This is a genomic window from Aquimarina megaterium XH134 (assembly GCF_000520975.1).
Classification (GTDB): domain Bacteria; phylum Bacteroidota; class Bacteroidia; order Flavobacteriales; family Flavobacteriaceae; genus Aquimarina; species Aquimarina megaterium.
In genome coordinates, this window is the sequence record NZ_JACB01000019.1 from 1 (window position 1) to 25,567 (window position 25,567).

General features: G+C 30.5%; 33 protein-coding genes and 1 pseudogene. 33 read left to right on the plus strand and 1 reads right to left on the minus strand.

Features of this window, described 5'->3' with window-relative positions:
• Positions 1–272 precede the first annotated feature (272 nt).
• From Z053_RS30710 to Z053_RS0113420, 21 genes and pseudogenes are all read left to right on the plus strand, one after another.
• Positions 273–431 (plus strand): annotated as a pseudogene (locus Z053_RS30710) (tyrosine-type recombinase/integrase); the annotation flags it as partial.
• Between the two features lie 67 nt (positions 432–498).
• A complete protein-coding gene (locus tag Z053_RS0113320; RefSeq protein ID WP_025665506.1) occupies positions 499–996 on the plus strand; it encodes a hypothetical protein in 498 nt (165 codons plus the stop codon).
• A 193-nt stretch (positions 997–1,189) separates the two neighbouring features.
• Positions 1,190–1,753 (plus strand): hypothetical protein, encoded by a 564-nt coding sequence (locus Z053_RS0113325; RefSeq protein ID WP_025665507.1) that lies wholly within the window; start codon positions 1,190–1,192, stop codon positions 1,751–1,753.
• 88 nt (positions 1,754–1,841) lie between these two features.
• The gene (locus tag Z053_RS0113330; protein ID WP_025665508.1) at positions 1,842–2,291 is read left to right on the plus strand and encodes a hypothetical protein; all 450 of its coding nucleotides are present in this window, start codon (positions 1,842–1,844) and stop codon (positions 2,289–2,291) included.
• A gap of 174 nt (positions 2,292–2,465) precedes the next feature.
• The gene (locus tag Z053_RS0113335; protein ID WP_035096124.1) at positions 2,466–3,344 is read left to right on the plus strand and encodes a hypothetical protein; all 879 of its coding nucleotides are present in this window, start codon (positions 2,466–2,468) and stop codon (positions 3,342–3,344) included.
• A 9-nt stretch (positions 3,345–3,353) separates the two neighbouring features.
• A complete protein-coding gene (locus Z053_RS0113340; protein ID WP_035096125.1) occupies positions 3,354–3,893 on the plus strand; it encodes a hypothetical protein in 540 nt (179 codons plus the stop codon).
• Between the two features lie 9 nt (positions 3,894–3,902).
• Complete coding sequence (locus tag Z053_RS0113345; RefSeq protein ID WP_025665511.1) at positions 3,903–4,466, plus strand: hypothetical protein; 564 nt, start codon at positions 3,903–3,905, stop codon at positions 4,464–4,466.
• 62 nt (positions 4,467–4,528) lie between these two features.
• On the plus strand, positions 4,529–4,990 hold the full coding sequence (locus Z053_RS0113350) for a hypothetical protein (protein ID WP_025665512.1): 462 nt from the start codon (positions 4,529–4,531) through the stop codon (positions 4,988–4,990).
• Positions 4,991–5,861: 871 nt separating this feature from the next.
• Positions 5,862–6,584, plus strand: a complete 723-nt coding sequence (locus tag Z053_RS0113360) for a hypothetical protein (RefSeq protein WP_025665514.1) — start codon at positions 5,862–5,864, stop codon at positions 6,582–6,584.
• A 78-nt stretch (positions 6,585–6,662) separates the two neighbouring features.
• The gene (locus tag Z053_RS0113365; RefSeq protein WP_025665515.1) at positions 6,663–7,178 is read left to right on the plus strand and encodes a hypothetical protein; all 516 of its coding nucleotides are present in this window, start codon (positions 6,663–6,665) and stop codon (positions 7,176–7,178) included.
• A 295-nt stretch (positions 7,179–7,473) separates the two neighbouring features.
• Positions 7,474–7,971, plus strand: coding sequence for a hypothetical protein (locus Z053_RS0113370; RefSeq protein ID WP_152538306.1), 498 nt, complete (start codon positions 7,474–7,476; stop codon positions 7,969–7,971).
• Between the two features lie 83 nt (positions 7,972–8,054).
• Positions 8,055–8,339, plus strand: a complete 285-nt coding sequence (locus tag Z053_RS0113375; RefSeq protein WP_025665517.1) for a hypothetical protein — start codon at positions 8,055–8,057, stop codon at positions 8,337–8,339.
• Positions 8,340–8,678: 339 nt separating this feature from the next.
• A complete protein-coding gene (locus tag Z053_RS0113380) occupies positions 8,679–9,134 on the plus strand; it encodes a hypothetical protein (protein ID WP_025665518.1) in 456 nt (151 codons plus the stop codon).
• 72 nt (positions 9,135–9,206) lie between these two features.
• On the plus strand, positions 9,207–10,271 hold the full coding sequence (locus Z053_RS0113385; protein ID WP_025665519.1) for a DUF7638 domain-containing protein: 1,065 nt from the start codon (positions 9,207–9,209) through the stop codon (positions 10,269–10,271).
• Positions 10,272–10,358: 87 nt separating this feature from the next.
• Positions 10,359–10,952 carry a hypothetical protein gene (locus Z053_RS0113390; RefSeq protein WP_025665520.1) on the plus strand — a complete coding sequence of 198 codons (594 nt, stop codon included), beginning with the start codon at positions 10,359–10,361 and terminating at the stop codon, positions 10,950–10,952.
• A 70-nt stretch (positions 10,953–11,022) separates the two neighbouring features.
• Positions 11,023–11,379 (plus strand): hypothetical protein, encoded by a 357-nt coding sequence (locus Z053_RS0113395; protein WP_025665521.1) that lies wholly within the window; start codon positions 11,023–11,025, stop codon positions 11,377–11,379.
• Between the two features lie 306 nt (positions 11,380–11,685).
• On the plus strand, positions 11,686–12,252 hold the full coding sequence (locus Z053_RS0113400) for a hypothetical protein (protein WP_025665522.1): 567 nt from the start codon (positions 11,686–11,688) through the stop codon (positions 12,250–12,252).
• An 88-nt stretch (positions 12,253–12,340) separates the two neighbouring features.
• On the plus strand, positions 12,341–12,766 hold the full coding sequence (locus tag Z053_RS0113405; RefSeq protein ID WP_025665523.1) for a hypothetical protein: 426 nt from the start codon (positions 12,341–12,343) through the stop codon (positions 12,764–12,766).
• A gap of 2 nt (positions 12,767–12,768) precedes the next feature.
• The gene (locus Z053_RS0113410) at positions 12,769–13,164 is read left to right on the plus strand and encodes a hypothetical protein (RefSeq protein ID WP_025665524.1); all 396 of its coding nucleotides are present in this window, start codon (positions 12,769–12,771) and stop codon (positions 13,162–13,164) included.
• A gap of 123 nt (positions 13,165–13,287) precedes the next feature.
• On the plus strand, positions 13,288–13,566 hold the full coding sequence (locus tag Z053_RS0113415; protein WP_025665525.1) for a barstar family protein: 279 nt from the start codon (positions 13,288–13,290) through the stop codon (positions 13,564–13,566).
• A gap of 36 nt (positions 13,567–13,602) precedes the next feature.
• Positions 13,603–14,346 carry a DUF6882 domain-containing protein gene (locus Z053_RS0113420; RefSeq protein WP_241459829.1) on the plus strand — a complete coding sequence of 248 codons (744 nt, stop codon included), beginning with the start codon at positions 13,603–13,605 and terminating at the stop codon, positions 14,344–14,346.
• 734 nt (positions 14,347–15,080) lie between these two features.
• Here Z053_RS0113420 and Z053_RS32080 read toward each other — a convergent pair.
• The gene (locus Z053_RS32080; RefSeq protein WP_255518925.1) at positions 15,081–15,212 is read right to left on the minus strand and encodes a hypothetical protein; all 132 of its coding nucleotides are present in this window, start codon (positions 15,210–15,212) and stop codon (positions 15,081–15,083) included.
• Between Z053_RS32080 and Z053_RS31520 the strand changes: the two genes are divergently transcribed.
• From Z053_RS31520 to Z053_RS0113480, 12 genes are all read left to right on the plus strand, one after another.
• A complete protein-coding gene (locus Z053_RS31520) occupies positions 15,211–15,849 on the plus strand; it encodes a sensor histidine kinase (protein ID WP_160170092.1) in 639 nt (212 codons plus the stop codon). The two genes, Z053_RS32080 and Z053_RS31520, sit on opposite strands and share 2 nt — an antisense overlap.
• Complete coding sequence (locus Z053_RS0113430) at positions 15,842–16,519, plus strand: LytR/AlgR family response regulator transcription factor (protein WP_025665528.1); 678 nt, start codon at positions 15,842–15,844, stop codon at positions 16,517–16,519. The genes Z053_RS31520 and Z053_RS0113430 overlap by 8 nt, the downstream gene beginning before the upstream one ends.
• Before the next feature lie 239 nt (positions 16,520–16,758).
• Complete coding sequence (locus Z053_RS0113435; protein WP_025665529.1) at positions 16,759–17,553, plus strand: alpha/beta hydrolase; 795 nt, start codon at positions 16,759–16,761, stop codon at positions 17,551–17,553.
• Positions 17,554–17,790: 237 nt separating this feature from the next.
• Positions 17,791–18,219 carry a CPBP family intramembrane glutamic endopeptidase gene (locus Z053_RS28490; protein WP_051476046.1) on the plus strand — a complete coding sequence of 143 codons (429 nt, stop codon included), beginning with the start codon at positions 17,791–17,793 and terminating at the stop codon, positions 18,217–18,219.
• 62 nt (positions 18,220–18,281) lie between these two features.
• Positions 18,282–18,878, plus strand: coding sequence for an AAA family ATPase (locus Z053_RS0113445; protein ID WP_081748267.1), 597 nt, complete (start codon positions 18,282–18,284; stop codon positions 18,876–18,878).
• A gap of 206 nt (positions 18,879–19,084) precedes the next feature.
• Positions 19,085–20,035, plus strand: coding sequence for a hypothetical protein (locus Z053_RS0113450; RefSeq protein ID WP_025665531.1), 951 nt, complete (start codon positions 19,085–19,087; stop codon positions 20,033–20,035).
• A gap of 159 nt (positions 20,036–20,194) precedes the next feature.
• Entirely contained in the window at positions 20,195–20,620 is a 426-nt protein-coding gene (locus tag Z053_RS0113455; RefSeq protein ID WP_025665532.1) for a nuclear transport factor 2 family protein, read from the plus strand.
• 267 nt (positions 20,621–20,887) lie between these two features.
• Positions 20,888–21,892: a serine hydrolase domain-containing protein gene (locus Z053_RS28495; protein WP_051476047.1), complete on the plus strand. Its 1,005-nt coding sequence runs from the start codon at positions 20,888–20,890 to the stop codon at positions 21,890–21,892.
• A 148-nt stretch (positions 21,893–22,040) separates the two neighbouring features.
• A complete protein-coding gene (locus Z053_RS0113465; RefSeq protein WP_025665534.1) occupies positions 22,041–22,775 on the plus strand; it encodes a DUF7003 family protein in 735 nt (244 codons plus the stop codon).
• Positions 22,776–22,877: 102 nt separating this feature from the next.
• Positions 22,878–23,477, plus strand: a complete 600-nt coding sequence (locus Z053_RS0113470; RefSeq protein ID WP_025665535.1) for a hypothetical protein — start codon at positions 22,878–22,880, stop codon at positions 23,475–23,477.
• Positions 23,478–23,682: 205 nt separating this feature from the next.
• A complete protein-coding gene (locus tag Z053_RS0113475; RefSeq protein WP_025665536.1) occupies positions 23,683–24,450 on the plus strand; it encodes a hypothetical protein in 768 nt (255 codons plus the stop codon).
• 155 nt (positions 24,451–24,605) lie between these two features.
• Complete coding sequence (locus Z053_RS0113480; protein WP_025665537.1) at positions 24,606–25,544, plus strand: alpha/beta fold hydrolase; 939 nt, start codon at positions 24,606–24,608, stop codon at positions 25,542–25,544.
• Positions 25,545–25,567 lie beyond the last annotated feature (23 nt).

Sequence of the window (25,567 nt, forward strand, 5' to 3'; positions counted from 1 at the left end):
AACGCTAAAACTCACCTAAGAAGCGATTTTTTTTGACCTTAGATGCCGTTTTTTTTCATCTAAGAAGCCGATTTTTTTGCTCAAGACGACCAAAAAAAGTATTCAAAAACACTGTTTTTGAAGCAAAAAATGTCTTAAAACAGTTCAAAAAAACAGGCTGATATGTACTCTTTTTTTATGCTGAAAATTAACTAAAATACAATGATTTTTCGAAGAATTTTCGGGCCCAAAGAAACCCTGTTTCCTGCTTAAATTTATTCAATGTAACCGTTATGCTTAGACATTCTTTTGCTACTTATCTTTTAGAAAACGGAACAGATTTGCGATATATTCAAGTCTTATTAGGTCATAGTTCAAGCAAAACAACAGAAATTTATATACAAGTGGCAACAAATAATTTGAGGTCTATCCAAAATCCTCTAGATTTGTGAGTAAAAGAGAAATATACCCAATTGGGTATATTCAATTATTGCATCACATTGTAAAAACTATAATCAGATGAACTCAAACCAAGAGATAGTTAGCTTAATTCATGATGAATTCGGAAAAGAAGAATTTTTAGTCTCCAAAGCAAACTACAATTTGATTGAAGTAGAATCTGACTTATGGGAGTTCACTATTTATTTTGAGACTAAAGACTCTTTGACTAGAGTTCCTGAACTTGAAAAGGCAATATCATCACCTAACCCTCATTTTGAAGCTACTGCTTTACTAGACAAATCCTCTTTAAATCTTAGCGAAGGGAAAGTGATTGAACAAGTTGAATCTTGGGATGAAAACCGAGAAGAAAATCTTTCTAATGTTTATTACTTTGAACATGCAAACCTGGAAAATTTAAAGATTGAAATATTGAAATCTGATACTGAATTAATTACAGCTTTAATTTCTGGTCGAACTCTAATTAATGGTTCAAATGGCAACAATCCAGATGCAACAATTGAAACGACCCCAATCACTTTTAAAAAGGACAAAGACTTAGAACGAAGTGTTATGTAAACGTGATACAAGAACATATATGATGTCATAACAGCTAAGTGATGGACCGAATGGTTCTTGTATATTTGGTAAGGCGCAATGCTTGCAAAAATGGAAAAGTAGCAACCAATGCGCAGATAATGTCGATGGCTAGGTAACATTTTGCTCTGCCACGACACATACTTATAACGTTAGCAATAATGTAAAATAAATTATGGCTTGGATTCCACTTTATCTGAATAAAGAAGACGAAAAAGAACTTTTGGATTTACTAAATTCTGAAGAACAAATAGCTTTTTTGGTTTCTGACGGAACTAAAAAATGGAAAGCAGTAAAATCGTTGACTGAATTTCCAACTGACCGAATATGTCTGTGGCATAATGAAAGTGGACCTTTGCCTCTCTTAACAGAATCTGGGGATGATGAATGGATTGAAAATCCTTGGATTGGATGGACTGAAAAACGGACTGGAGCTAATCCGGTTACACCCTATTTTGGTGCTGGGTGGCCTGGAGTTATTCACTTGAATATTCGAACTGACTATAATGATGAAATTGGAATGTCCTCGTTTGAATGGATTGGTAATCACTATTCAATAATTGGAATTTCAGCTAGCGATACAACTAAAAAATTTTGGAGTCGCTTAAAAAGACAAATTGGAAAAAATTCAACTAAACTTCCAAGAGCGGATTTTGATGGAGCAAAAAACGAAATTTATACATTTAAAAGCGCTTTAGCCGAAATTAAAAACGGAAAAGAAAGACGAAATAACCCATAAAAATACTATTGCTAACAATTTGTATATTGCATATGCCTGCCGAAGGCGGCATATGCAATATACAAGAGACGTTAACTACAATTCAAAAATGAATCTAATTCAAGAAAACGCTAAAGAAGTTGAATTCTTCACCAGCCTCAGAGATATTGAAAAGTGGATGGAAATAAATATGGAAGATTACGATTGGCACTTTGCGGATGTAGATGGCGGATGGGCTCCACTTGAAAGTCCAAGATGGGTGACGGGAAAAGAACTACGTTCGAAAATTACTGAATTTGATTATCAGTTTGTTTGGGCAGTTATTTCAGCTTACCCTTCAGGGACAGAAGTGAAACTAAGTGAAATACCATATGCAGATGGAAATCCGGAATTTTGGATTGGATCTCCTAAAAAACAACTTGACGACTCTCTTTTTGAGATTGTTTGTTGGGATAGTAGTGCTACGCTTTTCATAGACTTACCTGATCAACTTGGACAGAATATTCTTAAAAACGCTCCAGGAATCAAAAATTTGGATGAAGAAAATAAAAAAAAGTAGCTAACACTATATATGTGCTCATAGCGGCTAGGTGATGAATCGGATGGTTGTTGTATTTTTGGCAAGGCACAATGCTTGCTGAATGGAAAAGTTAGCAACCAATGCGCGGAAAAGTCGAAAAACAGGGTAACATTTTACTCTGCTACGACACATATATTTAACGTTAGGCACAATATGAAAAAGCTATTCACCATAATATTTAGTTTTATTGTTTGTCTTTGTTTTTCGCAAACAAAACAACAACTAATTGATTCTATAATTCAAATTAATAGAGTTGATTCTGATTGTGTTGGATATGCATGTGTCGTTAGTACACAATATAAAAGATTCCAAAAATTAAAAGATAAGTTATCGGATAATGAATTAATCGAATTATCAAAGCACGATAACCCAACTATTCGAATTTACGCTTCAATTGAACTTATTGAATCAAATAAGGGAAATGTTTCTAAATTGCTCTCATCGGAATTGAAAAAAAATGAAAGAGTTCAAACTTTTGAAGGCTGTATAATTGACAAAGAATCAACTTCTTCAGTCATTTATCACAAATATTGGAATAAAATCAGAATGGAAACGCTAAGCAAAACTGATGGTAATAATTACGAGCAAGATATCGCAATGAAAAAAAGGCTTGCAAATGACTTGACAATGGAAAAATTGGATAGTGTAATTATCTATTCTAAAAAAGATATTGATTGGTTACTTTATGACAGAGCCTTTGATAATAGAAAACATAAAGACATTTATTTATCACGAATTGAAGAATTAGCTTTTAACGGAAATAATGCTTATGCTTTTGATTATTTGAAAAAACATTATTCATTTAAATACTCGGAAAAATTAAACAATTATTTAATTACTGAATTTCCGACGGTTAAATTCCAAACCGAAAATGAGGTTTTCTATTTACACTCATTTATTGAAATATTATTGGAAAGTGAAAACGAAGAGTTTAAACAAATTGCAATGGATAAGTTGAAAACCGAAGAAATATGGAAAAAACATAAAGGTTGGTTCAAAACGACTTTGAAAAAACACGGAATTACACTATAAAAATATACTGTGCCTAACATTATATATGAAATCAGAGCAAAGTTTAGTGTTCTATCCAAAGGTAGTTACCTTTTGGAGATGGCGCTAGATTTTTATAAATTAATAAGAAATAAAAATGCGCAGATAAATCAATTGGTTCAGGCTTGCTTGCCTTGCTCCGATTCATATATTTGGAGTTGTGTACAATTTAAGAAAATGAAATTTTGGATTTATATAAAAAAAGAGTTAACTGATTTGCAATCTGACTTTGAAAAGATTTTTGAAGTTGACAATTTATACAGAGATTATGAAAATGTTTGGGAATGGATTGAATCAAGTGACCGAAAATCAAATCTCTACCTAAATATTAGTCGACCTCACGATTGGAAAAAAGGAGAATATGACAAACCTATTATGATAGAAGTTGAATCGAATAATGGGACGGAATTAGACGAGTCAGAAATAGCTTATAAAATTAAAGAACAATTAAACTGTGGAGAAGTTTATGCAGGAGAAATACACGCTGACAAAAACGACAACCCTGTTATAACAGAGGAAAGAAGATACTAAAATCAGAAAATGGAATTATACGATCGAATCATAAAAATAGTAGATGTAAATCTGATTCAATGCCTTATTCCAATAATTCTGACTTTGTTTCTAGTCAAAGTTTTCTTTAAAAACCGATTTGAAATCAAAAAAGCACTGAATTTAGTACGTTGGGTAATTATTGTCTATTCATTTATTACTTGGATAATAACTTTAATTGGAATTATACTTAATCCTGAGGAATCCGCATTTGTCAATCGTGCAGTTGGACCTTACGCAATTACATATTGGATTATGTTTTTATCAGCTTTGATTTTACCATTTACGCTGATTAATAAAAAATTAGCTGCAAAATTTTGGTACGTTCTGTTAGTCGCATTTTGCATGAAAATTGGAGTTTATTTTGAGCGTTTTGTAATAATCGTAACCAGTTATCATCGAGATTATTTAACAACTGATAACGGAAATACGGAATTTATAAATCCCTTTGCATTCGGAATTGGAATGTTGCTTCTACAAGGAGTAATAATTGCAATTTTGATGTTGGGAATATTCGAAATAATAAAAAGAAAAACTGTACACAACACGATATAACAAAACATAGCTGCCCTTTAGGTCAGCAACGTTTGTTATATTTAACGTTAGCTGTCATTTCTATGAACAAAATTTATATTGATAATAATTTAATAAAATACGATAGCCAATATGATGGAATGCATAGTAAAGGTTATTGGACTATGAATAAAGACCAATCTTGGGTTCTTAGTTTAGATGAAATCATGGCAATAGGCGGAATCAATTGTATGGATGGTGACGACGATAGTTATTTCATTGTTTTTATCGATGTGAATCTCAGAAAATATTTCTTAAATATAACACGAGACATTGATGGAATTCAAAAGCTTCATGAGCTGTTTGAAAAAAGATTTCAAATAGGTCTTAAAGAATGGTGTACGGATTTTAATGATGGAGAAGAAATTATTTATCCAAAATCAATCGCAGAAAATAGACTTTATAAAAAATCGTTCAAAAGTAAATTAAGAAAAATGTTTATGATTGACCATGTTGCTGATGGAGAACTTAATGATATCATCTTTGAAAAAATAAACGCCAGCTAACAACACCTATGCGATAATGCGGTTTTTGGTTTAATCCAAAGGTTATTGTCTATTTGATTTGTCACCAAAGATTTAGATTTAGTATTTTAGAAAATATAAAAACAAAACATAAACTTTGGCTAAGTGCTGATTCGAAGACTAGTGATTTTTTGCTTCCGCACTACGCATAGCTAAACGTTACCAAATATTCTAAAATAAAAACTTGAATCTTATAAAAAGAAAAAAAATAATACTGTACTTAGGAATCCTCTTAATATTCTCATTGATTGGGCATTTTTTGTCTTTTTACTTTTATGACCAATCTTTAAACCAAATAGAAGATGAAGAAATGATAGGGTTTTATAATGACTTTATGGTTTTAAATTTAGGGTTCTCTTTATCAATTGGCATTCTCCCTTTTCTATATCTGACAAGCAAAAAGCTGTCATTTCTGAAATCAAAAATTAAATTAATTGCATTTGTTATTCTGACAATCTCCTCAGGTGCTCTATTATGGCAATACAGAATTTCGAAAATCAACGAAAGTTTAAAGTTAAATCCCAATCAAAAACCGATTGATTTTGATAATCTACAATTAGAATTATATTGGTTTATTGGACTCCTACTAGGTTGTATTTTAAGTTTAATAATCTTTAATTTGATTAATAACGTTTCTAAACGGACAAAAAACATTTGGTAACACGATATATGTGCTCATAGCAGCTAAGTGATGAATCAAAAGGTTGTTGTATTTTTGGAGTGGCGCAATGTTTGCAGAAAATAAAAGTTAGCAACCAATGCACAGAAAAACCGAAAAGCAGGGGTAACATTTTGCCTTGCTACGACACATATATTAAACGTTATGCCTAATAAAATAGAATTCTAGATTTAAATGAGTAAAGAATTAGAACTATTGCAATCAGAACTCAATAATAATTGTGATGAATTACGTAAAATAGAAAGCAATAAAATAAATATTATAGCTGATTTTGGTAACGAATCTCATATTGAATTAAAGGACAAGGACAGAGGTTGTAGGATATACCCATTCTATTTTAGTGAAATCCCAATATATGAGTTCGAATGGGACGGCTGCCCTATTTTTAAAATTTCAAGTGATGATCTTAAAAGACAAGTAAAAATAATAAAGAGTTGGGTATTAGAAAGAACAATGCCTTCAAAAATGCAGGATCAATTTCCAGAAATAGAACTTGGCGAACTTGCTAAGTACTATGAAAAGGGAGAAGGAATCAAAGGTGAGTTCATAGAAAGTTGGAATTTAACTCAAGAAACTAGCATTAATTTATTTTCTATTGATTCTGATCAATATCATTCTGAAAAAGATGCAATTAGATTAATCAAAGAAATGAGAAATATAAAACTTGATGAATTATTGAGAATTGGAACGCGATTGTCTGTTTTTATTTTGTCAAGAGCAAGAAGACATATTGTAAATGAGAACACACCTCATATAGGTATAGTTTTCTTAGGGAATAGTCGAATGAAAATATATTCTAATTTGAATGATCAAAATAAAAGTCTAGAGTGTGAAGTAAAATATGAAGGATATCTTGAAGGAATAGTAAAAGAATTATTAAAAGAAAAAATAAAATAAAAAGGCATAACAGGTTGTATATTGCATGTGCTGCCTTCGGCTAGCAAACGGAACATACAAGCAACGTTACCTGCAATTATGAAAAACATTTTATCTATCATTTTATTTTGTTTTTTTAATCAACTTTTCGCTCAAGAAATAGTTGGAATAAAAAACTTATATATTGAAAATGATTTGACTTATAAAATCTCAGGTGATAAACTATTTTCTGGACAAGCTCAACGCATAAGAAAGAATGGACATTTAGTTTACGAAGAATACTTTGTCGATGGAAAAATGACTAAATCTGTGACTTATTATAATGGGGCTGACAAACCAAAACCAGCAAGCGTAACGGAATTTTATGAAGAAACAGAAACTAAACGTAAAGTAACAAATTACGGACTGACCAAACCAACTACGGAGTACAAGCACTACGATAAAAACGGAAAAAAGACATTAATCGAAAAATACGAAAATGAAAAATTGACTTATCGTTGTGAATATTTGGAAAATAAAAAGAACGGAACTGAATATTGCCTAAAAGAAGATGGAACAGAATTTCGGATTGAATATCGGAGCGGAAAAAAAATAAAGAAAAACAACAGCAGGTAACACTACATATGTGATCATAGCAGATAAGGAATAGATCGAATGGTTGTTGTAGTTTTGGTAAGGCGCAACGCTTGCAGAAGGTGAAAGTTAGCAATCAATGCGCAGAAAAATCAAAAAGCAAGGTAACAATTTGCACTGCTACGACACATATATAAAACGTTGGCAGTCATTAAAACTTGATGGAGAATAGCAAATGATAAAAAAAGTACTCTTAATTTTTCTCGGAAGTGTTTTTGCTTTCATTCTATACAAATCATATCATTATGATAATATTTTCCAAATATTGATATACCTATTGATTGGAATCCCTTGGATAATAATTTTTATAAAATCACTTCTGATATTTAAAAAAAATAACCGAGATTTTTCCACTATTTTAGTTGGTCTATTGATTTTTCTTTTAAATGTTGGAATTTATTCATTTTACGAATCCAAAGTAAATTCTGAGTCATTAATTAAAGCAAGAATTTTTGGTGGATATACGGATTTTAAGAAAAATGGAGAGTACGTTATAATTAGTGGAAGTTGGGCAAGTAGGACTCATTTTTATGGAACTTACGAAATGAAAGACAGTATAATAACTGTTGACAGAGAAAAATTTGATGACGTATTGACAACTAATCGATTTGTTATTCGAAAATCTGATACTTTAGTTACAGAAAGTTATAAGGATAAGGACATAATAATTGATAAGTACTTAATTCAAATTGACAAAAATGGAAAAGAAATAAAACGAAAATATAATCAACAAAATTACAGATTACCAATTTTAATGAATAATTTAAAAGAATAAAAACGCCTGCCAATAAAGTTTATAGTGCACACCCTTCGGGATAGGCACCATACACAGAACGTTACAGCACATCAAAAACTAAAATGAATTTACAGAAACTAGATGGTGAAATTATATTACGAGTTATAGTAGTCTTTATTATTGGTATTGGTTATGGAATACTTGATAGAGGGAAGTTTAATGCATCATTTATTGGTTATGGACTTAGCCATTTGGTTCTTTCTTACCTTTTAGGATTAATTTCTTTTTATGCTTACAAGTTTATCGCAAGAAAAAAAATTATAGATAAGAAAAAAAGAAAAGTAGCTATTTGGAATATTTCTATATTTTGGGCTTTGTTTATTCTCATATGGCTTGGAATTCTTTAAATTAACGAAATCTGAAAAGCATAACGCAACGACGGACAGTACTCGTGCGGCTAAATGAAGAGTTTCGCGGAGAATTAACCGAAAGGAAGCTTTAAAACGCAATAATTACGGGGTAAAACCCAGAAAAACACGTGCTGTAACACTATATATGTGATCATAGCAGATCCGTGATCAATCGATTGGTTGTTGTATATATGAAGGCGCAATGCTTGCAAAAAGGAAAAGTTAGCAACCAATGCGCAGAAAACGCCCGTAGCTAGGTAACATTTTGCCTCGCTACGACACATATATTAAACGTTGTAGTGCATTTAAAACAAGATGCTAAGAAGATTATAATAGATGAGAACTTATCCAGAAAACACTGAAGAACTAGAAAAAAAACACAGTTTTAGTTTTCCTTTAGATAACAAAAAATTAGAGCTTATTCATAATAATGTTATTTTACGTCATGATATTGCATACGTATTTTTAAAATCCAGAATCTTAAATTCACTGAAAATGCAAAATCTGTTTGAAAACGAATTATTCAGTGAGTCATTTTTGGACAAAAAATTTAACCAAACGGATAGACTTAAAATTTATAAAGCAATAAAAAATCAGCTTCCTATGCCAGTTAGTGAGAGAAAGGAATTGAGCTTATATTCTTTGTTTCAGTTAAATGAAAAACCAAAAATCGACACTAAAGTATTAACAATTAGAGGCTTAATTTTTGATTTAATCAAGCAACACAGATTGACTATTAAGGGAGAATTTAAAACGTTTTTCAAACATGAGCTTGACAACTTAAAATACTAAAACGACACTACAACAATATGTAAAAATGCATTAAAACGCATTTTATACAAACCGTTATCAACAATTACCTTAATGAAATTATTTGGAAGAAATAAAAAAGAGAAGAACTTGAAATTTGAGTCATTTCCCAAAATTGAAAGAACCAGAGTTTTACAAGGAAGATTCGTTCCCGGGGTAATAAACAATGGTGAAAGTCATTTCTTTATTAATCTTCAAGTATTCGAAGATGGACTTGTTGATTGTTGGGAAATGGTGGATTTGGAGTTGTTTAAGAAGAAATTAAATTCAGGTTGGGTTTCTCCAAAAATCCCTAATGGGAAGCAACTTTCTGTACATCATTTAGGAAGTTGGACTGTGAAAAATGGGGAATGGCTTTTTGATAAAGAATCATATTTTGAACATATAAAAGAGGTCGTTAAAGATTTAAATCCTGAATTAAAGAACCTTTATAACTGTTTTGGAACAACCACAAAAAAAGTTGGAAATACTAATGTTTCTTTGTTGGGAATGGCGAATGGAAAACCTGTTAGGATAGAAGACCCTGAAAACTATTTTTCGCAAAAACATAAAGGAGATAGTTTTCATGGGTTTCAAAAAATTGATGATTTAAACTATAATCTTATCAATATAAACGTCTTTGCAGATTCTAGAATTCAGATTTCTGGAATTGAAAAAACTGAACTCGTTTCAATTGATGAATTTACTTCATTAGTAAAAGATGGTGCAATATCAACGGAAATACTTGAAGATTCAATAGTTCACATATACGGCTTTGGAAAATGTACCGTAGGTACTTGCCAATATTCTGCCAATATAGAAGAAAAATTAAGCGAGATTAATGACATTATTTCTCAGCTAAATGGAGATAAAACAACTTCTGAAATTTGCCGAGAAGTTTATGAAGAGTATATCGAGAATCCAACTGTAAGGCTAAAAGATTTACTGAAGGTTGCTTACGAAAATATTCCTGAACATCTAAGAACCTATGTGTTAGGTGATATGGATGCTAAAGATATTCCAGTTAGAATGATTATTTATGGAGAACAAGAAATTGAAAAATGGTCTCATTACCTCATTTCAAAAGAAAAGGGATATGAATTACCTCATTTAAATGTTCCTAAACCAAAAGATGAATAAAAAGTAGATAACACTGTATATAAAATCATAGTCGCCTACCGGCAGGCTACGCTTCATATACTAAACGTTGTGTTTCATTGGAAAAAAATGAGAGAAATTGACTTAAATACGTTAATGTTATTCATTACTAGGACTGGTATGTACATAGGAAAAGTGTCTAAAGAGTCAATTATTTCTTTTATTCACGGTTATGAAATTGGAACGGAAGGAAAATGTAAAATTAGTGGCTTAATAAGTGATTTATTATTCAATGAATTCGGAATAAAAAAAATGGCTACTGGTTGGAATGGACAAATAGAAGAGTATTCCAAACAGAGAAATCAAGACTGGACTATTAGTTTCAGACAGTTAATACTCAAGAGCTTTTATAGAAATGAAAATTTCGTAAAAGATTCTGAATTTAATAAACATTTAAAATCTCGTCTGGAATCAAAAATCGGACAACTCAATCTTGAATGGGTTGCCTCTGACTTTCAAAACTGGTATGATGAATGGAAAGGATTAGTTGACCTAAAAGAGGAAAATTTTAGAATAATTTGGACTGAAAAGGAATTAGAAGTAATCTGTGATTTAGATAATGAGATTGATAAAATTTATAATAACAAAATTCAGTTGACGAATAAGTTGTTGGAATTGAGAAGCAAATATGAAAATAAAACGAAAACACAACAAAATGTATAGTGCATAGTATCCTTCGGGATACTACCTCACCATACACAAACCGTTGTGTGCAATTAATAAATTACTGAATTTGGAAATAGATTTTACTTCTCAAATATTAATTCAAGAATTGTCTGCCTGGATGGACGGAGGTTCAGTTACTCTACATTGTATGAATAAAAAAAAGCAGGAATTTGAAATTGAATTTGTGCAAAACGTTAATTGGAATATTCTAGAATTCGAAAAGCTTCCCGGAAGGATATACTTGAATGGAAATCTCATTTCTCAAAGATCAGATATGGAGGAAAAACTTATTGGAAATCTAGAAACTGCAGCACTCATAAATTCATCTGATTTGGACGAGACTATTTTGAAAGAAAAAATCGACTATATAAAATCTGAACAGTTTATTTTGGATTCTGACAAAATACAGATACGGAAAAGATAAAAAAGCATACAACACTATATATGTGATCATAGCAGCAAAGTGATGGACCGAATGGTTCTTGTATATTTGGTAAGGCGCAATGCTTGCAAAAATGGAAAAGTAGCAACCAATGCGCAGATAATGTCGATGGCTCGGTAACATTTTGCCCTGCTACGACACATATATTAAACGTTGTGTATAATTGGGTATGGTAAAGTCTAATAACTAAATGATTTGGGTAGTTAATCTTCTAAAAAAGCAGGTTTACTCATTTTGAGTTTTATGAGTAGGCTAACCAATTTAGTTTTGGGATAAACTGACCAAATAATGAAAAAACTACTATACTTATTCATAATACTTTTTAGTTATAATCTTTCTTCCCAAGATTTATTAAAATTAGCTTTAGCTGATAAAACAAAGATTGTTAATAAAGAAGGTTACAAACCTAATTTAAAAACGGACAAATGGAACGTCAATAATTATCTCTATGAGCTAAATGAAAGTAAGCTGATTTTGAAAGATTCGATAATCTTAATTGAATTAATTTCAAAAACTAATATCCAAAAATTGATGGAATGGAAAGTGGACGAACTAAATGAGGTTTATCTGACAAAAAAGGATCAAAAAATTATTATAAAAGCTGCTCTAGAATCCATTAAACCGGAATCTAAAGAACAAGAAAGAGAGCTAAAAAGAAAAATAAGACAGTATAATAATAATCCAAATAAATGGAGAGATTGGCCCTTATCAATATCTAGACCTGTTTTTTCTGATGATAATAAGTATGGTATGATTAATTTTAAATTTGGTAATAATGGAGGATACTCCAGTCTATATCAAAACTTGAATGAAAAATGGGAATTGATTGGAATTTTTAATCGATTCGCATATTAAAAAACTAGACACAACAATTTGTATATTGCATATGCTCCCTTCGGGAAGCAAACGCACCATACAAGAGACGTTGTACAACATTTGAGAAATGACAAAAAGTGAATTCAAAAAACATATAGAAAAGGCTCTTTCTGAATTGAAGTTGTACGCGGAATTGCATTTTGGACAAGAGCTTCCGAATGACTATGAGTTTGAATGGTTTTTATTCGAAAAAACAAAAGCGATTGGAAAAAATGATGTCATTGAATTAATTGCTGATAAAGTATATTTAACTGAAAAAGAAATATATCCTTGTGTTGACCTAGTTGCGGAAAAAATAACTCTAGATAATCGGATTTATATTAGTGGACGAATCGCTGGACATAAACCAAGAGAATTTGGAAAAGGATGGAGTAATAGACCTGGTCCTTTCATTTATGGTTTAGGTTCTGGATTTATTAATAAAAAAATAAAAACTGATTCTAAAGAGTTTAAAGAATTATTATTTAAAAAAGGTTTAATTCATTATAATTGAAGATGAGTACTTTATTTATTATAATCGGAGTTATTGTTGGAGTAATTATTCTTGGTGTAGGAATTATCTATTTGAGATATTTCATTCCATTGCGCCCACAAGAAAATGGATTTGAATATGTTCATGTAAATGATGATGGAACTGTACGTGAGTTATATAATGATGAGGTTGAATATTTGAGTGAGGAATTTCATCCGACTGATGGAGCAAGACCATATATTAAAAGTCGATATAAATCATTAACACCTGATAAAAGAATGTCAGGTTTTATACAACGGAATAGAGTTCCTAAAAAAGTGGAAATAAAAAACGTTGTACAACAAAGTATAAAAAAAATAGAGCACGAAGTTGATGAAACCGGAGCTTCGGGTGTATTTTCGAAGTCACCAAATTTTTAATTTGGCTTTTAGAATGAAAAGTTAAAAATAAAATAAAAAATTCGGTTTGTACTTAATTTGAAAGGTATTGTATATAAACGCTCTACTTTTCTTATACAAGTCGTTGTAGTCAATTACCCAAAAATGCGAATAATCGAGATAAACGGAAATAAATTTTCAAATATGAAAGGTTTTTATCGAGAAATAGAATCGAAAATGACTTTCGGACTAAATTGGAAAATTGGACGAAATCTTAATGCTTTTAATGATATTCTTTATGGAGGATTCGGAGTTCACGATGTTGACGAAAAATATATTTTAAAATGGCATCGAAGTGAAAAAAGTAAATCTGAACTTAAATATTTTGACACAATAATTGAAATAATTAAAGAACACGAAAACATAGAATTACAATTGACCTAACTGAATAAAAATTAATCCGAATTGATATTTAAACCTTTGAAATACCAAAAATACGCTGACAAAATTTGTAAAAAGCTTACTGATTTTCAAGAAAATTTTAGGAACGAATATGACATTGACAATTATGCAAATTGGTTTTACAATCAGTCAAGCGAAACGCTAAGACTTTACTCAGACGATAAAGACATTTATTTCAAATACATTCCAGTCGGTACATTTTCACAAAACACAAATACTTGGATGTGGTCTTGGGCGAACGAAGATTCTGTTGAACCGAAGAAATTTAGAACTTTAAAAGTTAAAGAATTCGGAAAAAAAAAGAACTATGGCAATCTAATCAACGCCCACTTTGACGGAGATAAATACACAGGTTGGGAATTGACTTCTATTGCATTTGATATAATTGGTGGAATTGGAACTTATCGAGTGATTTCTGACCATTTAGAAAAATACTTTCTATTAACTGAACAGATAACAAAAAGAGAAGCTGAAAAAATTGAGAGTGACCTAATTGAATGTAATATTCACGGAAAAATAAGAAAGGCCTTTGTTTGTCAACATCTAAATGTAGAAACAAAAGCTGGATTTGAAGAAGCTTTCGATAGCTATCGTGGGATGGAATTAGATGAAGAAGATGACTTTCAAGCTTGGTGTTCGCAATGCGAAAAAGAGCGACTTAAAACTGACGGCTGGAATGACGAATCTATGGAATTTGCCAAAATCAAGTTAGTCTGCGAAAGATGCTATTTTGAAATTAAGGAATTGAATCAAACCGGATAAAAAAACTAAGCACAACAATTTGTATATTGCATATGCCGCCTTCCACAGGCAAACGCAACATACAAGAGACGTTGGCATTCATTTAAAGACAAAGTAGTGAAATTCGAAACATAGATACGGTAAATTTTAAATTTAAGGACTGAATTAATACCAATCACAAAATGCTTTTTACTTAACTTAAATATGTGTTAAACTTCAAATGAATATGTTAAGAAGTATTAAGTATAGACACTTCCTCTCTTTACGTTTGCAGATTTTTATGATTGGTATATTAAATACTTTTTAACACTATTATTAATTTAAATTTAGCATCTAAATTTGTTTAACCATATTAAGCTTTTTGATACCCAGTAGAATAAAGCTTTAAAAAAGAGAACTAATTTTACATTAATAGTAAAAAAAGAACAGGTTTATTTTCTGTCATTTTGTTTTATAATTATGCTAATTAAAATAAGTAGATATATTAAAAAAAATAGAAAATTACTAGCTCATATTCTATTTTGGATAGTCATGTTGGCGTACTACATGAGTTCAAAATGGACTTTTGAATCTAATAAGATTTTATTATTCGAAAAAACAATTTTTGTAATACTCGTTCAAATTGTACTAAGCTATATAATTATTAAGCTTTTAATCCCACTATTATTAAGTAAGAAAAAAAGATTTCTATTTGGACTTACTTGCTTATTTATAATTTATCTTACTTATGTAATATATATTGCAATTAGTAGCTATTATATAGTGCCCAAATATCCAGAAATTTTTAGTTTAAGAAGCATACCTGTTTTTAAGGAACGCATCACAAATGGTTTTGCTTTTTTAAATAATATTCCCTCATTGATTTTTCCTACAATTATTCTAATCATGTTTGAGTATTATAGACATCAAAAAGAAGTATTGACTTTAAAAGAACAAAAAAAAACATCAGAATTAGAAGCATTAAAAAATCAATTAAATCCACATTTTCTATTTAACACACTTAACAACCTTTATGTACTTACTTTAGAGAAATCAGACGATGCGCCCGAAGTAATCGATAAGTTATCAGAAATATTAGACTATATCTTATATGGTTGTAACGAAAAATTTGTACCATTGGCTAATGAAATAAAATTACTTAATAATTATATTGCTTTAGAGAAATTACGGTACGGAAAAAGATTGAAAATTAATTTTGAATACGAAGCAGGTAATGAAGCAAATATTGCACCACTATTATTACTTACTTTCTTAGAAAATGCATTCAAACATGGTGTACGTCAAGAAACAAATAAGGCCTTTATTAATATTAAATTAAAAGTAAGCAACGAAACAATCTATTTTCAGATAGAAAACACAAAACCTTTACTGAGTTCGGAAACTAACAACCAAAAAAGAATATCAATTGGACTTCCAAATATTAAAAAGCAACTCAATATTCTGTATCCAAATAATTATGTTTTGGAATTAAATGATAACGAGCAAAAATTTTCAGCAAACTTAAATTTAATAACTAATGTATAGATGCATAATTGTAGATGATGAAGAATTAGCTAGAAAACTTATAAAAAGACATTTGTCGGAATTAAAAGGGTTTGAATTAGTAGCTTCGTGTGAATCAGCCTTAGAGGCTCTTAAAATCCTTAAAGAAGAAGACATTGATTTAATGTTTTTAGATATTGAAATGCCCTTACTTACAGGCACAGATTTTCTTAAAAACCTGATGGCACAACCAAAAGTCATTTTCACTACAGCTTATAGAGAATATGCGTTAGAGGGATACGAATTAAACGTTATTGATTATCTTTTAAAACCTATTAATTTCTCAAGGTTTTTTAAGGCTATAGAAAAGTTTTTAGAGACTCAAAAAAAAAGAAGTGAAAATTCAAAGGATGAACATATCTATATTAGAAGCAATAAAAAAAATATAAAAATCGTTCTCAACGATATTTTGTTTGTAGAAAGCATGAAAGATTACATTCAGATTCATTTTAATACTAAAAAAATCCTTTTTAAAGGTGGGATAACAGCTTTTGAACAAAAACTAAATCATCAATTTTTACGTGTACATCGTTCATATATTGTAAATCTCACTAAAGTAACAGCTTATACCAAAAGTGATATAGAAATTGGTAAAATTGAAATTCCCATTAGCAATTCTTACAAAGAAAAAGTTTTCAAGGAACTTAACTAATCTTCAGAGTATATATTAAACTTATTTACTTATAGACACTTATCCACTTAACGATTGCAGATTTTACTCATTGGTCTATTTTGACGTTTTTGGTTATATAATTAATATAAATTTAGAGTTCAAAACCATTTAGCTAATCACTATTGCATAAAGGTGATATGGGGTTTTTGAATTAAACCTAAATAAAAAGAGGAGAGTAAGTTTAACTAAAAAGATTTCCGATTACTCGGAAAATAAATATGAAAAAAATATTTAAAATCAGTTTAATAGTCATTGGTAGTATAATCCTTGTTTTTATAGGACTTAAAATATATAACCACATCAACACACCAGAATGTATAGTCGAATTTCGTGGCGAAACTGTTCAGTTCGCGTCAAAAGATAAGGTACAAATAACTGCCGATGTTTACAAGGTAAATAATACATCGACACCTTGGATTATTTTATACCATCAAGGTAGTTATAGTCGTGGAGAATATCATCCAATTGCTTCAGAATTAAATACGTTAGGGTTTAATTGTATTGCTATAGACCAAAGGTCTGGTAATACAATTAATGGTATTGATAACCAGACTCGTATTGAAGCGAGTAAACTGGATAAAGGTACACGATATTATCATGCGTATCCAGATATGGAAGCTGGTTTACAATATGTTAAAGATAATTTTAACCCAAAAACACTGTTGGTTTGGGGGAGCTCTTATTCTGCATCACTTGTCTTGATACTTGGTAAAGAATATCAAACTGAAATAGACGGTATAATAGCATTTTCACCACCGGCATTGGAATATAAAGAGATACAAATAAATGAATATGCAAAAAGCGTAAAACTTCCAACTTTTATTGCGGCTTCAAGCTCGGAATATGAAGACGCTAAAACAATTTATGATTTAATTCAGACCTCAAACAAAAAAATTTATGCACCAGAAACAGGAGGATTACATGGTTCAAAATCGCTTTGGAATTGTTCTGAAGGCAATCAAGATTATTGGAAAGAATTACAATCTTTTTTAAGTCAATTTAAAAAACCGTAATTAATAAACCGAATAAAAACTTTCTTATTAAAACAAAAACAGTTGATTTGAATTTAAATAACCCTTCTTCAATAGTAGGTTTTATAGCTAATGGACTTTTTTGGTCATTTACAACTTTAGTAGTAGCAAGCTGGAGAATGAAAATAAGAGGCGTCTCTTAGAAAGGTTTGGGGCTAAAAAAACCCGACAACTTGTGGAAAAACACTCGGTGTTTCTGTTATTATTTTCAAAGCAGTAATGGTCTCAATAATTGTCTTTGAACTTATAAAAGATAATTTACCTATTTCCATTGCAGAAGATACTTCATCAGAAAGTGCAGTTTTTAAGTTTGGAGACCTAAAAGGGAATTGGTCTCATTTTTTTCTTATTATTTTCTTCATTTGGGTTGAATCTATGTTGGAGAAATTATTAGATAGAGGGTTCTTAATGAACTGGATTGAAAAATTCTTTTCAATGACCTCTTATGCAACAGTGATTGCTTTAGTGTTACAGGCAGTCATTTTTGGGTTTATACACTCAAATGACCTGTCAGAAAGGTCAATAACAGTTGGATTAATTGGTTTAATTATGGGAATAGCATACGTGAAATTAGGACGTAATTTATGGCTTTTAATTATTGCTCATTGTATATTAAATAGTATGTCTATGGTGGAGAGAGTGATGTAACAAAAAAATTAAAAATGCATGCCAACAACGTGTATATTTAATTGCTATAGTTGGCTAAGACAATGGTTTTTCCCTACTTTTCACTATATTGTAAATACGGAAAAATAATCGTGTACTTGTACGCAACTAACCATACACGAACACGTTACCATACATTTGAAAAAAGCAAAATGATACATCTGATAGTTGGAAATACAGGTTCTGGAAAAACGACATACTCAACGGAATTGAAAAGTAAAACAAACGGAATTATTTTTTCAATTGACAAGTGGAATAAGACGTTATTTCTTGCCGACAAAAAAAAGGATGACGGATTGGAATGGTTTTTAGAAAGAATTGATAGGGCAGAGCAAATGATAATGGAGTTGGTTCGACAATTAGAAAATTCAAAGACTGACTCTATTCTCGATTTAGGTTTGTCAAAATTTGAGCACAGAGAAAAATTTAGAAAATTTGCTGAGTCGAATGAATATGAACTAAAAATTCATTTTTTGGACATATCAAAAGAAACACGATGGAAAAGAGTAATGAAAAGGAACAATGAAAAAGGAGCTACTTACGAATTTGAAGTAACGAAAGAAAACTTTGATTTTATGGAAAATTGGTTTGAGAAACCGAGTGCAAAAGAGATTAATGGAGGAATAATTGTTGCTGAATAAAAAGGTGTGGTAACAACATGTATAAAACATAGCTAATAAATGCTAAACCAAAAGTTTCTGTTTATTTGCAAAGACCACCAAATTTAAAAATTTGGCTTTAGAATAAAAAAATTAAAACAAAACATAAAAATTCGGTTCTGTGTTAATCCGAAAAGTTAGCATCATTTTACACACTACGTTTCATACACAAACCGTTACCTATTATTATGATAAAGCATAAAAAACAAAGTCTAGTTTTTATATTATTGTTCCTATCAACTTGGTGTTTTTCACAAATAGAGTTGAATAAAAAAGATTTTAAGCAACTTATAAAACTTAGTGAATATTATGCTAAAAATTCAACTCTGCAAGATAAGTCTACAATAAAACACCTTGAAAAATTCAGGTCAGAAAAATTATCGAACATTATAGATTTACTAAAAGTTTTTTCTTTGAGGGATAATGGTTTTTTAGACAAAAGATATCTTTTTAAACCAAGCTATGATGATTTAGTAATATGGTATACACTTAGGGAAATTCGGCATAATGCCGGAGCAATACAAAATGGAGAGAAGCAAAGTATTGAAATTATAAAAAGAGTCGTACAAGAACAAATAGATAAAAGATGGTTAATAGACAATTATTACGCTGGAATAGGTAATCAAATATTGATGACTATAGTTCATGATAGCCCTAATTTGAGTAATCTCAACTTTGATTTAAGTGATCTTAACTTTGACTTAAACGATTATGGTCTAGAAACAGAATTTGAAAAATCTTCCTTCTTTCTTAATTTAGTAAATCCGTTTATTGTAATGTTTAATGTTTTAAGTTCACAAAAAGAATATACAAAACTACTTTCGGTAGCTAATAAAATGCCGATGTTTAACGGGAAAAAATATTTCTATTATCAAGAATTTAATTATTTGGATTTTGAATGGAAGACAATTGTCCGAAGCGAAAGTTATAAAAAAACACGTCTTTCCAATTTATATTTAGGAATTATTGAACACATGAAAGCGGAAAATAAAATTAATGGAGAAAAAAGTTCCCTGAAAATATATAGCAATTCAATTATGAGCAAACAGAAATATTTCAAATATCCATATTTATATATATCACGTGATCTAAAAGAACTGTATAAAACCAAGAAAACATATCTAAATAACAATAGGTAACATTATATTACAAAACATAGCAACCCTATGGGATGGCTACGACACATACATTAAACATTATATGTAATTTGAGAAAATTAATTACTAAAAGTTGAAATCATTCTCCAAAATGGAAAAAGAATATGCATTTTTAAATAACTCATCTAAAATAAGTAAGTAATGAAGAAAACAATTTTAATATTTCTGCTCATATTTTGTTTTCATTTGGATTCATTTAGCCAAGATAAGGACAAAATAGAAAAAGCAGCTCTGGACTACATTGAAGGTTTTTATGAAGGTGATACTACTAAAATTAAAAGGAGTGTTCATCCAGATTTATCTAAATTAGGATTTGGAAGTAAGAGAAAAGGTTCAAAAGTGCATATTATGTCATATGAGAAAGCTATTGGTTTTGCTCGCGACGTAGCTAACGACCCACAATGGGCAGCGCCAAAGGATGCAGTTAAAACTATTGAAATTATGGATGCACAAGATAAAATTGCTTGTGTAAAATTGACGTTATATTGGGGGATTGATTACTTACTTATGGCAAAGCATGATGATAAATGGATGATTACTAAAGTTTTATGGCAATCTCTGGATTAATAAAGCAATTATTATAATTTCCCATCAATAAGAAAACTACATACAACAATGTGTATAATTCATTGCGCTGATTTTCCTAAGCGGAAAATCACTGCTGCTGAATAAATGGTTTGCTCCTTTTATCTATTTTTAGTTCCACGCAACAAACCATACACGAACACGTAGTATGTAATTAAAACAAAAATTATTCTGAATAGAATTGTTTTCAAAGTGTAACATTTCCCAATGATAAGTTGTCTTTAATCAGAACAGTCAAAATCTTTGTCGATGATGAAACAACTTCTTTTTATTTTTTTACTTTTCAATACTTATTTCTCTTTAGGTCAAAAAAAGGAAAATTGGGATAATGAAAAAATCCAAAGAGTAATTGAATACGCTAAAGAAATTGGAACTTATGCTCTAGTAATACAGACTGATGGACAGATAATAGTTTCAGAAGGTAATATTGATAAAGTAAGCAGAGTTCATTCAATTAGAAAGGCAATAATTGGAGCATTAGTATTTCAAAACCTAGATACGATTAATCTAAATGCTACTCTTAAGGATATGGAAATTCAGGATTTTCCTATTTCATTAACCGAATTACAAAGACAAACCAAGGTCCTACATCTATTAAAAAGTACTTCTGGCATTAATCATCCAACTGGTTCTCAAATTGGTAAAATGCAAGAAGACAGAGATTTATTACTTGGTAATGAACCAAACATACCAGGAACCAAATGGGCATACAATAATTGGGATTATAATGTACTTACAACTATACTTGAGGAGCAAACAGGAAAAAGCACATTAGATTTATTTGAAAAAGGGATTGCAGTACCACTTGAGATTAATGATTTTGAGGTAATCTATCGTAGTGACACAACATTGTCAAAACACGCTAAAGCAGGATTTAGATTATCAACAAGAGATATGGCAAAATTTGGTCAACTTTTTTTGAATAAAGGAAAATGGAAAGAGAAACAGCTAATTCCAATAGAATGGATTGAAAAGATAACAACTGATTTTACTGTTACCACCAATCAAAGTAATGAACGTTATGGACATGGATATCTCTGGTGGATTCATGATAAAAGCTATGCAGAAGGGTTACTTCCTGAGGGAAGCTTTGTTGCTACAGGAGCTTGGGGGCAAAGAATTCTTGTAATACCGGAATGGAATACAGTAATTGCTCACAAAGTTATGACTGATATACCCTCTAAACAGCGAAAACGAGTTACCAGAAAAGAATTTGAACAATTAATTATTCTAATATCAAAGTCAAAAACTTAACTACATACAACAACGTGTATAGTTAATTGCTTTGATTAGTGATTATTTGGAAAATTGCTACAGAATTTTCTAGGGTTCGTATTTGTTTACTAAATTAGTTGCTTAACCACATAACTAACCATACACAAACACGTTACCATACATACGAATGAACATTTTCGGATTTAACAAAAAACAGGAATATTCAGCAAAGGATATTTTAAAACAGCTTGACAAGTGTGCTGAGAATTACACCTTTCCAATGCTTGACAATGGATATGTTCATCCTGTTCATTCTAAACTGAGTGCATATCGAGATGGTAAACGTTGGGCTTTAATAATTGAGGTTATCGGATTTAATTATCGTGGTGGCGGACACAATGGAATTAGTAACTGTTTGCACATATTTGGAAACTGTATTGAAACAAAACCAGGTACTGATAACGCCAATTTTCTTTACTTAACCGATGATAGTTCGGACTTTCCAACTTTCGATGAGGAATATGAAGAGAGCTTAAACCCAAAATCAAATACTATGATATTGCGAGATAAAGAAATCGCTATTAATCATAATCGAGAATTTTATATCAATAAAGGAATTGAATTAGAAGAAGACCATAAGATTTTTGTTTGGGAATTTTTGAGAGGTTTGGAACCTGAATACAATAGAGAGTTTGAGGCAACTGAAAAAGAAATTCGAGAACGAATCCCAATGGACTTACCAAAGATTATGGAATTAACGGAATGGAATCATCCTGACTGTGCTGATTCTGAACTTCCGAGCAAAAACAAAACTTTTAAGCAAATAGCAAAAGTTTTGGAGACTGGACAAATAGAATTATACAAACCAACTGAAAAGCCAAATAATCATTGGAAAAATTGGCCTGATGGAGGTACTTTATAAACAATAAAAAACGTATGGTAACAAGGTGTATAAAATCATAGTGGCTAAAAGCCACAACGATTCATACACGCAACGTTGTGCTTAATATAATTGAATCCTAAAATGGAAAATCTAAAAGGTACTTGGTTAATGATAAAAACAGGAGACGATTACTGTCCTCCTGAATTTATTGAATTTAAAAATGACCAGATTCTTCATTTTGAACTGGAGGAAACAAATAGGAACCCGTTATCAAAAAAAGTTACTAGTTGGAGTGAAAAAATTTCTGAATCTAAGTATAAAATTGTAAATGAGGATCGGATCAGAATATATAGAATGGGAAAAACTCATACTGTTATTTGCGAAACGGAATCTAGGATTGTGGATACTGAATTTGCAACAGATTACGAAAGAATCCTTCCAACCAAAACGGAATTGACCGCTAAGAAAATTCAAGAACTCGAATTTAAAGCAGAGTGGAATAATGAAAAAATCCCAATCACTTTTAATAAGGAACTGGACAGTCCTGCAATAAAAGAAATTAATAAAAAACTGAATAGAGAGGGACAGAAATTAATTTTAGAAAGTTTACAAGGAACATTTTTCGTTTCGATTTATAATAACGGAGAAAGAAGAACACTTATAGGGATTAAGGAAATTGACGATGAAAAAGCAATTCTTTTTGGTTTTCCAGAAACGCCTTATGAAATAATCGCTAAATAAAACTAAACACAACACGATATATGTGATCATAGCAGATAAGTCATGAATCGAATGGTTGTTGTATTTTGGTAAGGCGCAAAGATTTTATGATGAGAAAGTTATAAAATCAGCGCAGAAAAAATCGATGGCTCAGGAACATTTTACACAGCTACGACACATATATTAAACGTTGTGCAATATATCTGAACATCACGCTAAAATTGAAATGAAAGTCAAAATATTAAGTTTTCTACTTTTAATTATCCTATTAGCTTCTTGCGATAAATATTCTCGTGAAAAGTACCCTCAATTCGTTTCAAAAACTGAAAGTTATAAATATATAAATAGTTGCTATTCTGCTGAATTTGAAAATTTAGATAAAATTCCACCCGAAATTCGGAATAGAATAAGCAACTTTTTAAAAGCCAGATTAGGAAAAGACAACTTTCAACAACTGGAATTTGATAATGGTTATGTACTATCAGACAAACCAATAGAAATTGAAAGAACCGAAAATGAAAGTTCCTTTTTAGCACTTCTCGGTCAAAACAAAGAAAAAACCGATTGCGACACAATTTTAGATTTTCCAATATATTCAGTTGTTTATCAATTAAAAATACCCAAAATCGGAATTGAAAAAGTTGGACTGAATTTAATGCTTGACAAAAATGGAAAACTGATTAAGGACATTGATTTCCCAAAGGCTGAATTTGCTGATAGAATAATATTAATTGACTCTGTACATTCGGAATTAATTCGTAGAAAGATTTCATACAAAAAACTGAATATTGACTTGTGGTTTGACAAAAGAACAGAATCGTTTGTTTGGTCAACTAGCACATTAATTCGGGAAGGAAGTATAATGGGACCAAGTTGTTTTCCAGAAGTGAGTTACCATTTTAAAATGAATGCAAATAATGGAGAAATTACAGAATTTGACAATAGACAACCGAATGATTATTTCTTTGGAGCTGACAACCATTATGTTGAATAAAAATACGTTGCACAACAATATGTATAATTCATTGCTAGCTAAAGCCTACTTACGAAAGTCCTCGCGGACTTTCTATTCGTGGTTTATTTGCTAACTTTATTGCTTAAACTACCCAACTAATCTTATACAAAACATTATGTAATATTAATGATCATATGAAAAACATTCACAAAATCTTTATTATTTGTTTTATTATAATTTCAGCTTGTAAGAACAATAGTAAAGACCAGAAAAACATAATTCAGGATAATAGCAATAAATCAGGAAGCGTTATAATAGATGGCTCTACCTTAAATTATTCTATTAAAGGAAAAGGATCTCCTTTTCTATTAATTGGGTCTGACCCTGAATATTTTTCAAAAGACTTTCTAGACAATTTTCGATTATATTCTATAGAAATGAGATTTAATGCGAAGGAATACAACCCAATTGATCTTGCAAACTACGATATTGATAGCCTATTTAAAGATATAGACACAATAAGGGCAGTACTGGGACTTGAAAAATTTATAATTGGAGGTCATTCAATATTAGGAGCAGTAGCCCACAAATATGCTAAAAAACATCCTGAATACGTTTCTCATGTTGTAATGATGGCAACTCCTCGAACGTGGGGGACATCTGAATATAAAGACTCTGTGAATGTATATTGGGAAAATGCACCCGAAAAAAGAAAGTTACTGTATAATGAAAAACAAAAGCAATTAGAAAAGGAAAAAAGTGATACCTTAAATCGTCGTAAAGCCTTTATTAAAAGCTTAGTAGCTTCTGGTCCAAAAAGATGGTATGACGAAAATTTAGACGCCACACAATTTTTTGAAAGAGTAAACTATAATTTAGACTTTTTATATCATCTATTTGGTAAAGTAATGCCAAAATACGATCTATGTTTACCAGAAGAAAAATTAGATATTCCTGTTTTTGCAGCTGTTGGAAAAAGTGATTACATCGCTCCTCCTACACTTTGGAATCTAAATTGTAAAGAATCAACTCTTCTAACAATTTCCTTATTTGAGAAAAGCGGGCATACTCCTCAATACGAACAAAGCGCACTTTTCAATGAAAGGCTAGTTGATTGGATTCAAGAAAATTAAAAATGTTACATAGCAACCATAGC

Excerpts from the sequence above, each read along its gene's own strand:
- Z053_RS0113465 (WP_025665534.1), top strand. The coding sequence starts at position 22,041 with ATGAACATTTTCGGATTTAACAAAAAACAGGAATATTCAGCAAAGGAT.
- Z053_RS0113405 (WP_025665523.1), top strand. The coding sequence starts at position 12,341 with ATGACAAAAAGTGAATTCAAAAAACATATAGAAAAGGCTCTTTCTGAA.
- Z053_RS0113445 (WP_081748267.1), top strand. The coding sequence starts at position 18,282 with ATGGTTTTTCCCTACTTTTCACTATATTGTAAATACGGAAAAATAATC.
- Z053_RS28495 (WP_051476047.1), top strand. The coding sequence starts at position 20,888 with ATGATGAAACAACTTCTTTTTATTTTTTTACTTTTCAATACTTATTTC.
- Z053_RS0113450 (WP_025665531.1), top strand. The coding sequence starts at position 19,085 with ATGATAAAGCATAAAAAACAAAGTCTAGTTTTTATATTATTGTTCCTA.
- Z053_RS0113470 (WP_025665535.1), top strand. The coding sequence starts at position 22,878 with ATGGAAAATCTAAAAGGTACTTGGTTAATGATAAAAACAGGAGACGAT.
- Z053_RS0113345 (WP_025665511.1), top strand. The coding sequence starts at position 3,903 with ATGGAATTATACGATCGAATCATAAAAATAGTAGATGTAAATCTGATT.
- Z053_RS32080 (WP_255518925.1), bottom strand. The coding sequence starts at position 15,212 with ATGATTAGAATAATTGTAGGAAAAATCAATGAGGGAATATTATTTAAA.
- Z053_RS0113410 (WP_025665524.1), top strand. The coding sequence starts at position 12,769 with ATGAGTACTTTATTTATTATAATCGGAGTTATTGTTGGAGTAATTATT.
- Z053_RS0113430 (WP_025665528.1), top strand. The coding sequence starts at position 15,842 with ATGTATAGATGCATAATTGTAGATGATGAAGAATTAGCTAGAAAACTT.
- Z053_RS0113455 (WP_025665532.1), top strand. The coding sequence starts at position 20,195 with ATGAAGAAAACAATTTTAATATTTCTGCTCATATTTTGTTTTCATTTG.
- Z053_RS0113380 (WP_025665518.1), top strand. The coding sequence starts at position 8,679 with ATGAGAACTTATCCAGAAAACACTGAAGAACTAGAAAAAAAACACAGT.
- Z053_RS0113320 (WP_025665506.1), top strand. The coding sequence starts at position 499 with ATGAACTCAAACCAAGAGATAGTTAGCTTAATTCATGATGAATTCGGA.
- Z053_RS0113325 (WP_025665507.1), top strand. The coding sequence starts at position 1,190 with ATGGCTTGGATTCCACTTTATCTGAATAAAGAAGACGAAAAAGAACTT.
- Z053_RS0113415 (WP_025665525.1), top strand. The coding sequence starts at position 13,288 with ATGCGAATAATCGAGATAAACGGAAATAAATTTTCAAATATGAAAGGT.
- Z053_RS0113385 (WP_025665519.1), top strand. The coding sequence starts at position 9,207 with ATGAAATTATTTGGAAGAAATAAAAAAGAGAAGAACTTGAAATTTGAG.
- Z053_RS0113390 (WP_025665520.1), top strand. The coding sequence starts at position 10,359 with ATGAGAGAAATTGACTTAAATACGTTAATGTTATTCATTACTAGGACT.
- Z053_RS0113350 (WP_025665512.1), top strand. The coding sequence starts at position 4,529 with ATGAACAAAATTTATATTGATAATAATTTAATAAAATACGATAGCCAA.
- Z053_RS0113335 (WP_035096124.1), top strand. The coding sequence starts at position 2,466 with ATGAAAAAGCTATTCACCATAATATTTAGTTTTATTGTTTGTCTTTGT.
- Z053_RS0113365 (WP_025665515.1), top strand. The coding sequence starts at position 6,663 with ATGAAAAACATTTTATCTATCATTTTATTTTGTTTTTTTAATCAACTT.
- Z053_RS0113400 (WP_025665522.1), top strand. The coding sequence starts at position 11,686 with ATGAAAAAACTACTATACTTATTCATAATACTTTTTAGTTATAATCTT.
- Z053_RS28490 (WP_051476046.1), top strand. The coding sequence starts at position 17,791 with ATGGTCTCAATAATTGTCTTTGAACTTATAAAAGATAATTTACCTATT.
- Z053_RS0113480 (WP_025665537.1), top strand. The coding sequence starts at position 24,606 with ATGAAAAACATTCACAAAATCTTTATTATTTGTTTTATTATAATTTCA.
- Z053_RS0113375 (WP_025665517.1), top strand. The coding sequence starts at position 8,055 with ATGAATTTACAGAAACTAGATGGTGAAATTATATTACGAGTTATAGTA.
- Z053_RS0113330 (WP_025665508.1), top strand. The coding sequence starts at position 1,842 with ATGAATCTAATTCAAGAAAACGCTAAAGAAGTTGAATTCTTCACCAGC.
- Z053_RS0113360 (WP_025665514.1), top strand. The coding sequence starts at position 5,862 with ATGAGTAAAGAATTAGAACTATTGCAATCAGAACTCAATAATAATTGT.
- Z053_RS0113475 (WP_025665536.1), top strand. The coding sequence starts at position 23,683 with ATGAAAGTCAAAATATTAAGTTTTCTACTTTTAATTATCCTATTAGCT.
- Z053_RS31520 (WP_160170092.1), top strand. The coding sequence starts at position 15,211 with ATGTTTGAGTATTATAGACATCAAAAAGAAGTATTGACTTTAAAAGAA.
- Z053_RS0113435 (WP_025665529.1), top strand. The coding sequence starts at position 16,759 with ATGAAAAAAATATTTAAAATCAGTTTAATAGTCATTGGTAGTATAATC.